Source organism: Paenibacillus sp. FSL R5-0470 (assembly GCF_037975205.1).
Taxonomy (GTDB): Bacteria; Bacillota; Bacilli; order Paenibacillales; family Paenibacillaceae; genus Paenibacillus_AQ.
Window position 1 is genome coordinate 1,028,948 of record NZ_CP150238.1, and the last position, 15,735, is coordinate 1,044,682.

The 15,735-nt window shown below is 46.2% G+C and carries 12 protein-coding genes; 8 read left to right on the forward strand and 4 right to left on the reverse strand.

Annotated elements, in window-relative coordinates:
* Positions 1-80: 80 nt before the first annotated feature.
* Positions 81-722 (reverse strand): NAD(P)H:quinone oxidoreductase type IV, encoded by a 642-nt coding sequence (wrbA, locus tag MKY99_RS04500; RefSeq protein WP_076299112.1) that lies wholly within the window; start codon positions 720-722, stop codon positions 81-83.
* A 153-nt stretch (positions 723-875) separates the two neighbouring features.
* Here wrbA and MKY99_RS04505 point away from each other — a divergent pair, with 153 nt between their 5' ends.
* From MKY99_RS04505 to MKY99_RS04515, 3 genes are all read left to right on the forward strand, one after another.
* Positions 876-1,358: a GyrI-like domain-containing protein gene (locus tag MKY99_RS04505; protein WP_339268927.1), complete on the forward strand. Its 483-nt coding sequence runs from the start codon at positions 876-878 to the stop codon at positions 1,356-1,358.
* A gap of 293 nt (positions 1,359-1,651) precedes the next feature.
* Positions 1,652-1,828: a hypothetical protein gene (locus tag MKY99_RS04510; protein ID WP_339268929.1), complete on the forward strand. Its 177-nt coding sequence runs from the start codon at positions 1,652-1,654 to the stop codon at positions 1,826-1,828.
* A 141-nt stretch (positions 1,829-1,969) separates the two neighbouring features.
* Positions 1,970-2,524, forward strand: coding sequence for a pyridoxamine 5'-phosphate oxidase family protein (locus MKY99_RS04515; protein WP_339268932.1), 555 nt, complete (start codon positions 1,970-1,972; stop codon positions 2,522-2,524).
* Between the two features lie 96 nt (positions 2,525-2,620).
* Here MKY99_RS04515 and MKY99_RS04520 read toward each other — a convergent pair whose 3' ends face one another.
* The 3 genes from MKY99_RS04520 to MKY99_RS04530 form a co-directional block, all read right to left on the reverse strand.
* Positions 2,621-4,399 carry a hypothetical protein gene (locus MKY99_RS04520; protein WP_339268934.1) on the reverse strand — a complete coding sequence of 593 codons (1,779 nt, stop codon included), beginning with the start codon at positions 4,397-4,399 and terminating at the stop codon, positions 2,621-2,623.
* A gap of 111 nt (positions 4,400-4,510) precedes the next feature.
* Positions 4,511-5,437 (reverse strand): hypothetical protein, encoded by a 927-nt coding sequence (locus tag MKY99_RS04525; protein WP_339268936.1) that lies wholly within the window; start codon positions 5,435-5,437, stop codon positions 4,511-4,513.
* A complete protein-coding gene (locus tag MKY99_RS04530) occupies positions 5,430-5,582 on the reverse strand; it encodes a hypothetical protein (RefSeq protein WP_155986556.1) in 153 nt (50 codons plus the stop codon). Before MKY99_RS04530 ends, MKY99_RS04525 begins: the two co-directional genes overlap by 8 nt.
* 205 nt (positions 5,583-5,787) lie before the next feature.
* Here MKY99_RS04530 and MKY99_RS04535 point away from each other — a divergent pair, with 205 nt between their 5' ends.
* The 5 genes from MKY99_RS04535 to MKY99_RS04555 all read left to right on the forward strand — a co-directional run bounded on the left by MKY99_RS04535 (position 5,788) and on the right by MKY99_RS04555 (position 15,730).
* A complete protein-coding gene (locus MKY99_RS04535) occupies positions 5,788-7,605 on the forward strand; it encodes a vWA domain-containing protein (RefSeq protein ID WP_339268938.1) in 1,818 nt (605 codons plus the stop codon).
* 61 nt (positions 7,606-7,666) lie between these two features.
* Positions 7,667-11,056 (forward strand): tubulin-like doman-containing protein, encoded by a 3,390-nt coding sequence (locus tag MKY99_RS04540; protein WP_149646437.1) that lies wholly within the window; start codon positions 7,667-7,669, stop codon positions 11,054-11,056.
* A 4-nt stretch (positions 11,057-11,060) separates the two neighbouring features.
* Positions 11,061-13,463, forward strand: a complete 2,403-nt coding sequence (locus tag MKY99_RS04545; protein WP_339268940.1) for a transcription initiation factor TFIID — start codon at positions 11,061-11,063, stop codon at positions 13,461-13,463.
* Positions 13,464-13,794: 331 nt separating this feature from the next.
* Complete coding sequence (locus tag MKY99_RS04550) at positions 13,795-15,066, forward strand: vWA domain-containing protein (RefSeq protein WP_339268942.1); 1,272 nt, start codon at positions 13,795-13,797, stop codon at positions 15,064-15,066.
* A gap of 22 nt (positions 15,067-15,088) precedes the next feature.
* Complete coding sequence (locus tag MKY99_RS04555; protein ID WP_042185104.1) at positions 15,089-15,730, forward strand: hypothetical protein; 642 nt, start codon at positions 15,089-15,091, stop codon at positions 15,728-15,730.
* The last annotated feature ends 5 nt before the right edge of the window (positions 15,731-15,735 follow it).

A 15,735-nucleotide genomic window follows, 5' to 3' on the forward strand; every position in this document is an offset into this window, starting at 1 on the left:
AAAAATAGTAATACCCCTCGGTTTATGTGCTACTAAGGTAGCTCCGAGGGGTGTTTGCTATATCGATCGAAGGTGGGCGTCTAGTTCTGACTATTGGCGTTTTTACTTTTGCCTGCTTGGACCCAGCCGGCCACTTCAACGGTGCGCTTCGCTTGATGAAAAACAGCATCACGGATCCGATCCTGCTCTTCGATCATTTTACCGTCTCCATCTACACTGACGCTTGTTCCGTACGGGTTGCCTCCCGCTCCAAATGTGACGGGATCTGTGTAACCTGGTGCTGCGACAATCGCTCCCCAGTGATACATCGATGTGTAGAGCGCCAAGATCGTTGCTTCCTGTCCGCCATGTGGATTCTGTGCTGAGCTCATGGCGCTGACGACTTTGTTTACGGTGAGTCCTTTGCCCCAAATCCCTCCGGTTGTATCAATGAACTGCTTCATTTGAGAAGCAATGTTACCGTAACGGGTTGGAGAACTGAAAATAATCGCATCGGCCTCCACAATATCATCAGGTGTTGCAACGGGGATATCTTTTGTCTTCTCCGCCAGGGCCTTCATGGCCGGATTGGCCGCGATTTTATCCTCGGGAACCAGCTCCTGCACCTTCAGCAGTTTTACCTCAGCTCCCGCTTTCTCGGCGCTTTCCGCGGCCCATTGTGCTAGCTGGTAGTTAGTTCCTGTGGCACTGTAGTAGATGACGGCTAATTTAATTTTTGACATGCTGGAGTCATTCCCTTCGAGTGTAGTTCCATACTATTAATTACCCCATTGATGCTTTTATAACCCAAATCGATAATTCCGCTCTAACTGGACAGACAGATGTCCACTTCCCTTGTGTATACTGAACTCAATTACAGGAAATGAGGGAGAATAATGAATACTTATTTTGCACAAAAACCGAAAATGACATTGGCTGGGGTTAGCATACGTACGACAAATGAAGTAGAAATGGGTCCCGATGGGGGCTTATCGCGGCTGTGGGAAACGTATTTCCAAAGTAATATTGCGGGGCAGATGGATACGGTTAAGCCTGAGTATATCTATGCCTTGTATACAGATTATGAGAGTGATGCGTCAGGAGCTTATACCGTTGTGATTGGGCATGAAGTGGCTGGGGAGAGATATTTAGCGGATAGTGGCATCGTTAGTGCGGCTGTTCCGGAGAGCAAGTATATGGTTTTTACGACGAAAAAAGGTCCGGTATTTGAAGTAGTCTCGCAAGCATGGGGGGAGATTTGGACGTATTTTAAAGGCTCTACAGAGATAAGAACTTATACGGGCGATTTTGAAATTTACGATTCACGGAATTTTGATCCTGCTAACACGCAGGTTGAGATTTATATTGCGATTGAGTAGATCGGGTGAAAGATATTTTAGCTAAAAGAAATGTTTCGTGGGGATTTGGGGGCTGCCGAGAGGCAGTTCCTTTTTTCGCGGATGAGCTGAATCCCTCGGGTGAGGGTGAAGGGTTACTCAACGATTAAAACGAATATATATCAATAGAAGGAATGAGTAAATACGCTTCATATTTAAATGCGGATGTGTCGTTAACCAGTAAACGGTAAAAATTTCGTACCATTCGCTGTGTTAGGCTGAAGTGGTGCAACAGAACGGTAAAAATCTCCCACATTAGCTGCGTCTAGCCGAAGTTGCAATCTTCAAGGGCAGAAATGCCCTACATTTACCCTAAAGAGCCCAAAAAGCAAGAAAGAGGGGTAGAAATACCCTACATTTACCCTAATGATGCTCCAAACCGTTTGGAAGTAGATGGAGCAAGTGAAGTTGATGAGCTTTTATGGAGTGAAGTAGACGAAGTAGCTGTTTGAGTTGGTTAAATGGATGAATTTTGATGGAGTTGAACTAAGGAAGTGTAGACGAAGTAGCTGGTTTAGTTAATATGTTCGATGGAGCATGACAGACCCAACAAACAAATCACACACAAATCAAAACGAAACGGAGAACACCAAATGGGAAAACAATTCGCGGCTATATTACCTGCACATCAGGAGTTTATTCTTCGGCAGCATCTTTTTTTCGTAGGGTCAGCGCCGCTATCTGAAGAGGGGCATGTTAATCTTTCACCTAAGGGTCATGATTGCTTGCGGATTTTGTCTCCTAATCAAGTGGCTTATCTCGATATGACCGGTAGTGGTAATGAGACGAGCGCACATCTGCTGGAAAATGGAAGAGTGACGGTTATGTTTTGTGCGTTTGAAGGACCGCCGAATATTCTGAGACTGTATGGAACAGGGACAGTAATCCTGCCTGGTTCATTTGAATGGGAAGCACTGTACCCTATTTTTACACCTCTGCCTGGAGCTAGACAGATCATTTTAATTGATGTTCATAAGGTACAGACTTCCTGCGGATTTTCGGTCCCATTCATGAGTTATGATGGTGAGCGAGATACGTTACAACGTTGGTCTATCCAAAAGGGCGAAGCAGGTCTGAAAGAATATAGACAAGAGAAGAACACCACAAGTATAGACGGGCTACCGACACCCCTTGGACAAAAAAACTAAGCGGACATGGTGATCCTAGGTTCATGTATATATAAAGTTTCTCATTCATCACGATGAGCGATCTCTCAATTCGACTAAGCAGTTATCTCATATATTCTACTGTCCAAAACTCATACTACCCACGGATTCCACCACAAACACAGGCACATATTGCTCTCCCATGTCCGTTCCAACAAGCTGATAACCGTTCTGATATTGACCACTAACTAACGCGTTACCTGTAACGGAACCCAAGTCTCCTTGAAGCAAAATATAAACCCCATTCGAATAAGCCAGCATATTACCGAAGTTATCTGCGACGATTTCACAGTGAAAAGATACCTTTTCAAAAGGATGAAGCGCTACATCGGAAGCTGAAATTACCGCATACTCCTGAACAATCTCAGCAAATTGATAGCTGCCATCTACTTTACGATAACGTGCCGTCTGTCCAACGACACCGTCTCCGAGATCCGCGTTAGATACGAGTAAGGAATCATCGGACTGCAGTTCATAGCTATCTCCAGACACTGAAAACAACTGCGAAATACCATCCGATTTCATTTCATATGCTGTAAAAAGGGTACGTCCACCTTCGACCTCAGATTCAGCCAGAACCACGGGGGCACCAGAACCTGAAGAGGCAGCAAGCTGGTCATTAAAAGTTAGACTGCGCAGACTCTCGAATTTTGGTAAAATATTTCCAGTTAAAGTTATGACACTTTCGTCGCTATTCATTGCTGCATAATAGAGGACACCATTGCTATCCGTTCCAGCCACAATGACCTTCTTATCGTGTAGTCCCTTGCTGGAGATGACGTTCCCATATCTGCCTTGCTCTTCACCGCCCGGGAGAAGGCGCACAGGCTCGGCAATATTCCAAGCCAAACTTGTAGCGGCAATGATTGAAGAAGTATCCTCTAACGGAGCAAGATCACTGTATAGCTGAATAGCTTCAGCATATTGACCTTTACTGGTCATGCGCTTGGCATTTTTAAGTAGTTTAGCTTTACTAGTATCTACTAAGGTTAGTACTTTGGATGAAGTAATCCCTGCCGATCCTGCAAAATTACGATAAGCAACAGCATGCCCAGCAAAGGCGGTGATGTTATCGCTCTCTAGATCTTTGTTCAGGATGATCTTTCCGCTACTTTCTGCCTGCCCAAGTACCCATGGCGCTTCGTAACTATGCTGGCTGTAAGCATTCATCATGGAGAGGGTGCTCTCCAGCATGCCTGTAAAGTTTCCTGTGCCTGCTAAGGCTTTTAGTTTAGCTGTATCATGACTTTTGAACTTGGAGGCTAGCAACTCCTCCTTGGATGCAGCGCTTCCGTAATAAGCATCGGGAATCTGCAACAGATTCCATTTAAAAGTGTCTTCTTCACTCTTGTTTCCATCTTGGCTCTGAGCAAGTTCGGTAAGAAACTGCTCCTTAAATTCTCGGAAGTAGGTTGTGAACTGGTCAGAAATGCCTGAATCGGTCGATAACTGGCGATAATAGGATTCATAAGGACCACCGGGCTTCATATATGTAGCTTTTAAGCTGAGGAGAGTATCATAACTTTTCATAAATCCGGTGAAATCTTTAGTCGCAGCTTGTGCTTTAGCGGAAGATACCAAGGCATTCAAACCTTGGCGGATGGCCGTGATTGGTGACAGCTCATCAAGTCGCTTCGCAACCTTTTCTTCCATATAAAGAATGGAATGGTTTGCCGCCGCTAGGCGATACTGATTCTCTGCACTTATCAGATCGCCAGCAGCATAGAGACGGTCGGCTTCCTTGGTTATTTGTATTTTGTCGGTGATGAGAAAAACCTTCTGTCCAAGCATCACAAACATACTTATACACAAAATGATCATAAAGTTTCGCAGGGTTATTAATTGTTTGAACGTCATATAGAGTAGCCTCTTTTTCAAAATATAAGAAAGCATAGTTTCACATCATTCTTTATTCTTATATTTCACCGAGAAACAATTATGCCGGTTCTTCTTGAAATATAAGAATGTCTATTGAACTTCGGGGTCCCAGCGGTATTTGGCTTCGCGAATGTCAGCTACTCTTTGGTCCAAGCCGTTCCACGGTTCATGGGGATTCGCAGCAATGAGTTTGGATAACCGCATAAAGCGGTCTTTAGGTAGATCTTGCACGTATCGGCCGATCATACTGGAATAGAGCAGGGCATAACGCTTCATTCTTACTGAAGCTCCGGCAACTCCCGTAAGGATGGTCATACCATTATTCATATGACGAATTTCTACTTCATAGTTCTTTACGTATCGTAGTGTACGATCTTTGATCAGATCAGGACGGACCTTAGCGATCTCGCCGATATATTCGGCTAGCAGCGGCTCGAAATCCTTAAGAAGAAGCTGCTCCAGTTCTAAATCCATATCCTTGCGAAGCAGAAATCCATGCAGCAAGGCGATACGCTGCCGTGCGATCCGGTCACCACGAAGCAGGATGGAGAGTTCGCGCAGCTTCTCGTAGGCAAGCACATCATCCTCACGGAGTACGGAGACAGCCTCCTGACGGTTGATCTCCAGTCCCTCTTTGATGATGCCAATCCCTCGTCCAAGCAGCTCGTTAAGAGAACGAAGATTCTCGTTCTGCCGTGCTTTTCGCTGCGTATAGTACAATAGTCCAGCGAGGAGAATCCCTCCGGCACCACATAACATCATCTGCTCTATGCTATTCCCAAAATAGACGGAGGCTAGTGTAAGCAGTAAGATGAATAGGAGGCGCGTATGCATTTTTCTTCCTGCAATAGATGCAGCTTGATTTTCTACCGTAATTAGTGAGTCTTTACCGCATTTGGTGCATCGATCTTCACCGAGAGCGGTGTATTGTCCGCAGTGGCGACAAATACGAAGCTTGTCATAAGCGTAACGCGGGGCCTTGAAAGGCCGGAAGGTAACGGGTCTTTTCTTATTCACGGCCTTTATCGCCTCCGTTCAAAGCGGCTAGCAGTCGATCGTTAATATCATCACGTGTCAGTGGTTTGCGCTGATGTGCGGCATAAATGGAAATCTGAATTACGGCAATTAGGAACGTAATCCCAAGAATGACGTATGAAATCATGGAACAGTCCTTTCTCATGGACGCCTTGCAGACCGGATGTCTCATAGAATGATCACTCTATGCATCATTGCTACTTTGGTCCGGCGGTCCTAAAGTTGAAGTTTACAAGGTTTAATTATATCATAATGGCATACTATTTACAGATTTTAGCGACAGTGCTGAAGCTGTCATATGTGCCTAATATAACACAAGAGGAGCCCTATTTATGCTTCGTAAATATCAAAGTATTAGAACAACCAAGACTCTCTTTCTACGTATCTTTCCGGCATTGCTCCTGGCTCTTTGTCTAGCTGCCTCGCCTTTTGCAGCTGTTAAGGCCTATGCGGCAACGTCGGCGCAATCTCACATTGATGCGGTGCTTCTTATCGATGTCAGTAACTCCATGAAGACTAGTGACAAGAACAAGGTCGCGAACGAAGCGATGAAAATGTTCATAGATATGCTATCCACTCAAGGTGATAAAGTAGGTATTGTTGCCTATACCGACAAAGTGCAGCGGGAGAAGGCCCTGCTGGAAATTAACTCAGAGACAGATAAACAGGATTTGAAGGATTTTATTGATGGACTGGACCGTGGAGCTTATACCGACATTGCTGTCGGTGTGGAAGAAGCTGTGAAGGTGCTCCAGAATGGTAGCGATCCGAAACATGAGCCAATCATCGTAATGCTAGCTGACGGCAATAACGATTTCAACAAATCAACAGGCCGGACGCAAAGCGAATCGGATAAAGAATTGAATGCAGCCGTGGAAGTCGCTAAAAAGAATGGCTATCCCATTTATACGATTGGTCTTAACGCAGACGGCAAGCTGAATAAACAGAAACTCGCTGATCTGTCCACTGAGACAGGTGGTAAAGCATTTTCGACGGACTCCGCAGATGATCTTCCGCAAATACTTAGTGAAATTTTTGCTAGTCATCTGAAGCTAAAGGTAGTACCTGTGCAGTCGATCACTGCAAATGGGGATTATCAGGATGTGACCGTTAACGTGCCTAACGGCAGTGTTTTGGAAGCCAATATCTCAATTATGTCGTCACAGCCTGTGACCGCGAAGCTAACTGATCCTTCAGGAAATGCTGTCGCCATCCCGTCCAAGGATGTTGTGCTGTCGAAGTCTTCTACTTATAGCTTGATCAAGCTGTTGTCACCGCAAGAAGGAGATTGGAAGCTTCAGGTCAAAGGTGTGCCAAAGGATAAAATTGATATTAATCTAGTTTTTAACTACGATTTGGAGCTTAAGATCGATGCGTTGCCATCAGCAACCTATAAAAAAGGTGATAAAATTGATATTACCTCTCACCTGTTCAGCAATGGTACTCAGGTAACGCTCAGTAATTTGTATCAAGATATGAAGGCGGTACTGCTTGCTACAGATATCGATACAGGTGATGTACAGGAAATCGAACTGGATAACTCCGGGGATGTTTTTAAGGGCACCTTCGAGGTAAAAGAAAGCCATGACTATGAGCTGAAGGTTCGTGCAGAGGAAAGCAGTTTCTATCGTGAAAGTGCTCCTGTAAAAATCAGCGCAAAGGCAGGTGGCGCTGCAACTACCAGTCCTTCGACAGGAACGGGCAAAGAAGAACCTCTGAAAGAAGCATCGTCCAATAACTTGTATTACATTATTGGTGGTATTCTTCTGGTGTTGGCAGCCGCTGCGGCATGGTATGTGCTGAATAAGAAATCGGCACGTGGTTTTGTTGGACAGCTGGTAATTGAGGTTAAAGACGGCAATACGGGTGAGAAGACCTACCCACAATATAAGAAACTTGCTGGATTCAGAGGCAAGTTCACCCTTCATCAGCTGCTGCAATTAGCGCCTGAGCTGAAGGAAAGCGAGAGTATTATTTTCACACCAGCTAAGAATGACCGATTGCTGTTACGCAGTGGAGAAGGTATTACTGTAGAGAGATCCGGACGTGCTGCGGATGCCTCGCGTGGTCTTGAGCTGAAGAGTGGTGACCGCGTTTCAGTGTCCCTGCACACGGTAGATAAGACGATTTATCTCGAATATTTAGTATAGAAGTGGTTTTGCAAGAAATCTGAAGTACAGCTTCCGCAAAACTTTTAGGAGGATAAAGCATATGAAACCAGTAGTAAGAGAGCATATACAGCAATTGGATGTATCACTAGGCGGCGGGATTGTCAGCGATAAGATCAGGGTGGATACGATTGATAATCCGATCCTGATCATTGGACTAGGCGGCACGGGCATTGATGCCCTGCTGCGTCTTAAATATCAGATTAACCGCCGCTTTAAGCTGCCGGAAGATCCGATATCCAAGAAGAAGCGGGACAAGCCGGATAATGTAGAGTTTCTAGCTTTTGAAACGAATGAACAGGATCGCGGAAAGAAATACAAAGGGATCGGACTCGATCCACAGAATGAATTTGTATTGCTGGCGAACGCTGAAATCGGCGGATTGCTGCAGAACCGCAGTATCCTTGATTCGTACATCACGGATTGGCTGTCACCCGAGCTGAGTATCACAGATGGTATGAACGGTGCCGCTGGTGTGCGGCAGGCTGGACGTCTGCTCTTGTTCACCAAGATTAATCAGGTTGTAGGAGCGATTGATAAGAAGATCAAGACCTTATCTGTAGGCACGAACAAAAAGCTGATGGTCTTCCTTTTGACAGGTCTGTCAGGGGGTACAGGTAGTGGAGCGTTCCTTGATATTGCCTATATCGTACGCGGTATTATTGAACGTGATTATGGATCAGCCGGTATTGACCGTGTGAACACACTGGGTTATCTCTTTACACCGGACGTGAACCTGTCTAATAAAAGTCTAAGTGAGCATACGCGTGAATATATTCGCAAGAACGGTTATGCGGCGCTAAAAGAGCTGGATTACTGGATGAATGTAGATAGTCGTGGGGAGCGATTCCAGCAGCAATACGGGAATATTTTGACGGTAAACTCTCCACTGCCTCCGTTTAATTTATGCCATTTGATCTCTGCAACGAATACCGAAGGTAAGCTGTTAGAGAATGCGTATGATTATTGTATGAACGTAACGGCTGAGAACATCACGAACTTTATGGCAAGTGAAGAGAAACAGTCTGGTGAAGAATTCGCCATCCATGACTATATCAGTAATATCCGCACCAATATTGCGCAGATGAATAAGACTTATCCAGCTAACTATGAGTACAACATTATCGGTGCCTCGTCTGCCGTGCTTCCGATTGAGGAAATGACGACTTATCTGGCTTTCCGCTTGTTTGATAAAATGGAAAAAATGTTCCAGCAGGCGCCTGGTCAAGAGGATGTAGAGAAATTCGCACGTAAGCTTGGGATTGATCTCGACAGTATGATTAAAACCTTTGAATCCCGTGTGCCTGAGCCATTGCCAGGTTACGAGAACAGCGAACGTCTGAGTCATGCCAATGTAGTCAAGAATCAAGTGGTAAGTATGGATACAGAGCTGGAGCAGAACTTCCTGGCTCGTGCCCGTGAGGAATATATTAAATCGAAAAAGCAGCTGCCTGGCGAAATTGTTGGACGTTTCAGTGAAGAGCTGGAGCGCATCTTCCTGCACCCAGAGCAAGGGCCATTCTACGTTTCCCGCCTGCTGTACACCGAGAAGGGCTTCTGTATTTTGAAGCTGATTCAGTCTTATATTGAGGCTTTACGTGAAAGCTTGCTGCGTCTGCCACGCGATATTGAGACGGCACAGGACAGTGCGGATGAGAAGCTGAGCGATGCACGCAGTGCTTTTGTATCCAAAGAGAAGAAGAAAAATGCCTATATTGACGCTAAAATCAATGAGTATTGGTTGCATGCCGATGTAGAACGTACTGAGCAAATGATTCAATTTTATGAGGACTTATACGAGCTCTTAAACGATGAAAACAGCCGGATTTATGGTGTGTTTACGGAGATTCTTAGTGCGCTTAGCTCGATTTTTGCCAAGAATGGGGACATCCTTATCAATGGCGAGGAGCAAGCGGATTATAAAGGAAACAAAACTTATTATTGGAACATTGTTAACGTGCCGGATATTTCGGCGACGATCTCCAAAATCATGGATCAGAAGGACGGCGACGACTTGATTCGCGACTTCACCCGTGAAATGCTGAAGCATTCCGGACGTTGGGTTAAGGAACAGGAGATTGATATCGTTCGCTCGATTTCAGAGTTCCTTAGTGATAAGTTCGGGGATCTGATCACCCGTTCGATGGAAGATTTCCTTGTGATGAAATTCGGCCATGAAGAGCCGTTGGATAAGTTCGTAGAGCGGATTATTGCCGGTAAATTGGACGAAGAGGCTGTGCCTACCTTCCACCTTAGCAACAGCTCGGGCAGCTTGCATTTCCCATCATGGGGCTTCGTTTCCGTACCTGTTAAAGCACCTGGCATCCTGAAAGGGATTCGTAATTATCAGAATAATGCGCTTGGCAAATCACAATTTACAATCAAAGAAAGCCAAGTGAAAAACCGTATTTTCTGGCTTAACACCCGCAACGGTGTGCCGCTCTTCGTATACACGCCGCTGCGGGTGTTTGAAGAGAACTATGAGCGGACCATTCTAGATAAGGAAGGGATCGGCCGCCATCTGGTGATGACGGATAAGAACAACTGGACGTATCTGCCTTCTCCGATTCCGGAAAAATCATGGGGTGACACCTACGTCAATTCTCGTGTACGTGATTATAACGCACGTGTACGTGCAGACTTTGCAAAGGCGTTGGCAAGCGGAGTGATCATCGAAAAAGGTGTAGACGAGAACACAAGCAACAGATACTCTGTTGTGTTCACGAAACCATTTGATATGGATGCTCTATTGAGTGGATTTGATATGCAGTTAAATTCTTCACGTCCGAATCTCGGAGAAGTGAAGAAGGCGGCTGATGAACTTAAGAATCTGCGCGAGAAGGGCTTGGAACGCGAAGGCATTAAAGATATTTTTGGCAGCATTAACAAAGATATGGCACAGGAGAATCTAATTCGTTCACCGCAGCTGATTTCTCGTGTTCGTGTTGAGCTAGCCAAATATGCTGAACTGACTGCAAAAGCAACGGAGCTTGAAGGGCTGCTCCATCAATATCTGGACGAAGACAAGTGGATGGACCAATTCATCGAGGCGTTGTATACGGACAGCATTATCAAGAAAGGCGCACTCTACGTTTATGATCGTGATGAAGAAGAGGACGCTTGGGAGCCGTTTGCCAACTTGATGAAAGAACGTAGCTACGTGGAATATGCCGTGTACCGTCATTTCCGGGAGCTGGATGAGAAGAGCCGCAGCGTTCTGCTGCGTAAGGCAGCTCGTCGTGCGAGTGAAATGACTGCCGCTGAAGACGTAACCCCATTGCTCTATAAGCTGGAAGGGCTGTATGTATCCTTCCTTGAAGCACGTGACAGCTTGGAGTATGAACGGGTAGAGTATGAGAGCGGCGATGAGATGTATAGTTTCTACAAGAGTATGACTAGCAAACTCGGCAGCATCCGCAGAAAGTTGAAATAGGCCTATGATCAAAACACTGGCATTATCTTATGGTGAACAATATGCGGTACAGGAAGAGGCACAGCGCAGTAAAGGGGATGGACGCAGCAGCATCCATTACCCTGCCCTGTTTCTGTTCGTAGGCGACAAGGTTGCTCCGGCCATCGGTCCGGTGCTGGATAGCTGCGAACGAAAATGGGATAACGCCGGCGGTGTTATGGCATTACATGCTGTGTCAGGCACGAAGAGTGAGGACACAGACAGAAGTAAGAAGGGCTCTGATGCAGGAGGAAAAGACCGGGTGCTGGCCATGGCCTTGCCGGATATGGCAGGGTCAGATCCACGCACTGTGCGTCATGAACTTTACCGCAAGTTTCATGAGGATACACTTTATCTTGCTGAAATGAATAAAGTTATTCGGCGGCTGAGCAACAGTATAGCGGATTATGGACGCCTATATTCATCTTTTGACGTGATCCATCTCTCTATCATTACGCGGGTCGATGACCCGCTTAATGTATTGTTGCCAGAAATTACACTGCTGGCTCGAGCAATACTCAGCCAGTCCTTCAAGTCGGTACAGACGGATCTCTACGCTTTAATCAATGAGCGGGAGCAAGGGGATAATTTTGGATATTCCAGCTCAGTAGGGCTGGCTTTTCTGCGTGAATTGGACAGAATGCAAGCTACGGACTATACGTTTAATGCACCGCTGCTTGTAACCGAGGATGGTCTGTCGATTCCAGTGAGTCATGGTCCTTCCGCTTTATTTGACCTTGTGTATCTGCTCTCCGATAAGAATGAGCGCGGCATGATGTCGGCTCACGGCATGGATGATAACTATGAGATCATCTCCCATATTAGCCTACTTAAGAATCGTGTCCGCCCGACTTCTGATCAAGCTACAGGACACGGTGGTTATAACAATATGACCTTCAAAAGCGGTATTAGAGGTAGCACAGGAAGACAAGGCTACGCCTCCGCAGGCTTTTCTGGCGTGAGAAGACCTAATGTCCAAATTGCCTTGGCCGTGCTGTATCACGCCTTCCGGCGTCTTGCAGCGGATATGCGTGAGGGTAGTCCATGGACTATGCGCGAGCGTCAATCTCTATTAGGGCTGGATCCTGATAGTTTGCGGGAGCATAGGGCGCAGCTAGTCCCGGAGAAAGACGGCCTCAGTGAAATGACGGGGCTAATGAGCCATGGACGTCCGTCCTACAATGAGCTGAAGCAGTTGTCACTTCGTGAAGCTGAACAGCAGCTGTTCGGTGATGGGGGCGAAGCTTATTTCCGTAATAATTTTGTCGCAGAGTCTAACCGGAGAGTAGAAGGTATTCATCCTCTTCGTGGATGGCGCACCCTATTGACGGCACAGGAAACAGCTACGCCAGCAGTAACATTCTATCAGCTTGCGGACTGGACAGCTGATCGTGATGAGGGTGGCAGTGTGCTGCATGCTTTGCGTCAGCATATGACAGGATTGCGTTCAGCACTTGTCTCCGCGCAGGATGAGCTTGAGGATCTTTATGCGGAAAGTGTGGAGCGCCAACCGTTCCAGCGTGTGCCGCTTTTTGACAAACGAACGGTACGCAACTTCATTCATTACTTATTCTCTGCGGTATATGGCAAAAAATATGAGCTATTATGTATGGAAAGTGAGCTTGCGCTGTGCAGTCGTTTGGAATCTGCGCTTGAGCAGCTTCACGTGGAATGTGTGGCCCGTGTGAAAGCTATGGAGACGCTGGAAGAAGAGTTACGTATTACTGTGATGGACAGCATTGGGCGAACGAACGAAACCACTGGCCAGAACGTGATGGAATACTATCGAGTTGTCACAGAAGAAGTAATGAAAGAGATCGAGACCCGGCGTGGGCCAGGAATATTCTTTAGTGACAAGTACATGGGTAGCATTTCTAAGCTTTTAGAGCAAGGCAAAGAAGCAGTAGCGGAGCGTTTGATTGGCATTTGTCAGCGGGAAATATTAACGGCTGATCCGTTTGCTCTTTCTTTCGAAGAAGAATTGCTGCGGCGTGCAAATGTTGCGGCTGCTTATGAGAACCGTCAGGTTCTATCCAAGGAAGAGTTGTTCAAGCGTCTGTACCATAATCTGGAGGATAGCGCGACGATCAATGTTCGTCTGTTCGAATACACGCAAGAGCATCGTCATGAGGAAAAATATTTCTTCGGAGACAGCGCATCTGAATTCCTGCGCTATGCATTTGGTGTGGATGAGACGACCCGCATTTATCGCTTAGGCTTTGTGCATGAACAGCGCAGGAGCGGAGTGGAGAAGCTAAATCTGATGGGTGGTTTCCATTTAGAAGACCTGCTCTATTACCGTAATGGTAAGGTTTATTATGAAACCTATGCTCAGAATGGCTATCAGCTTCATGGGGTGAGTGAAGAGCAGCTTCCCGAGATGCGCTGATGGCGTAATAGATGGGTACCCTCACTTTGAGTCTCTTTATTGCATTTTGTGCAATAGATTCATCGGAGATAACCTTTAATTAGAGTTCTGTTGTATTTGATACAATAGATTTAAGTAGATTTCTGGAATAGGGACATTTCTCCTTATTTCCAATGCACATTATGCAATAGAATAGAAATAGATGTTTCTTTTATTCCATTCTATTGCACAAAGTGCAATCTGGGGGATGATTACACATCCGGGCAGCCCGTTAATCGGGCTACATAACCCCCGAACAATGTTAAGGCCATAAGAGTACAATTCAGGTTTCTCCCGGAAAGGAAGTATAACGATGCAGAGAAAAATCAATCTGCTCCTGCTCTTCTTCAGTCTGATCGGCGGCGGGGTCGCCTTTCTTTTTGGCGAGTGGCTGCTAAGCTGGTACAACGATCTGCCTTCCATCTTGCTCGTTGGCATTTATTTTGCCATAGTAGCACTCGGTATCGGCATCGGTTGTCTGCTTGCAGAAATGATCTCGCCACGGCTGAACGGAGCCTCGTGGAAGCAGCGCTACCTAGGTTTATCCTGGAAGCTCCTGCCTCTGATGATTGTCCTTGCACTTGGAGTTGGAGCATTAACAGAATTCGTTTATGAACTGAATTTTGGCGGTGCTAAACCGGTTAAAAATGTTGTAATGGCTATCGATGACTCTGGCAGTATGGCGCAGAGTGATCCTGATAACAGCCGTTATTCAGCCGCTAAGGCGTTAATCGCGAGAATGGACAAAGACAATCAGGTAGCGGTGGTGACATTTAACCACGAAGCTGTAGTCGTCCAGCCGTTAACACCACTCTCGGATTCGCAGAATCGTGAGAAGGTGTTGACTGCCATTGATAACTTGAAACCAACTGAGGGTGGCACGAACATTAGTGGTGCGATCTCGGAAGCACTTAAGGAGATAGACAGTGACGGCAGAAAAAATCAAGGCGCTATGGTCATCTTGCTGTCGGACGGAGTCAGTAATTTCGACACCTCACGAGAATTACAGACCTATATAGATCGTGGCATTGCCGTAAATACCATTGGTCTGGGGATGCAGGATCCTGCCGGTACCCAGTTGCTGCAGGATATTGCGAAAATAACGGGCGGTCACTATTATGATGTGACAGATACGGCTCTTTTGGGTGATGTATTCCAGCAAATCTATGATCGTTTGGGAGATCGGACATTGCTTACGGTGCGTAGTGATGCTACGGCAGATAGTCCATACTATGCTGCAGTTCGTATTTTGTCGCTGATGCTAATCGGTGCTGCACTTGGACTCGGTCTTGGTATTATGTTTGATAACCGTCATTTAGCAAAAAGCTTCGGAATTGGCGGCGTTATCTCAGGGTTGTTCGCAGGGCTTATTCTGGAATTTGGACTTAGCGGGCACAATTTCACTGACGGCCTAATTCGCCTCCTTGCTGTTCTTATATTGGCTGCAATCATCTCATTATTTACAGGCGTCATTCCAGTAGGTGAAGGACGTATTTACCGTAATAGAAGAAATAATGCAGCTCCTAATCCACCGTCAGAAAGCTTTCCTGATCGACGGAGAAATCGGAATAGCAAAGGATTCTAGTAGTTGAAAGGGGTTTACAGTAATGAGGTACGCCGAGGATAATGCTTCCGCTCTGGTAATAACGGATGTGACATCTCAAGTGGATGAACGGTTCTGTACGCTGAGATGGCGCTGGCCGGACGGCGTGCAGGCGGTGTACATCCATAAGACCTCCGCAGAAGAGGCTTCTATTGGCACCGGGGATATTCCTCCGGTCGGAATGAAGCTCTACACTCGTGAGGAATACAAATCTAACAATGGATACCGTGATCGTTTGGATGAGATCGGCCTAGTCTCCTATACCATATACGCTCGCCTTGCTGAGAACGGAGAGACACTGCTGGTGAGGCAAAGTGACGGTGCGAACCGTGTGGTGGTCAGTGCAGGCAAAGCCAGAATCTATTATTCCGTTCAACAAAAAAGAGGATTATTCGGAAAACAAAAGACCGTACATATGGCGATTACGGCAGAAGTTCCAGTGGCTCGAGATGTCCTCTGTTATGTTAAGAAACGGGGAGGACATCCGGCAGGGAAAGAGGATGGTATTCTCTTTCCCTTTGTACAGGATTTCGCCCCTGGACGCAATGTACTCCCGCCGATTGAGATCGGTAAGGATGATTTTGTACGCATCTTTTTCACCGACGGTCCTAAGTATGGGCTTTATTACGAGCTGGTGCCGGAGTAAGATCA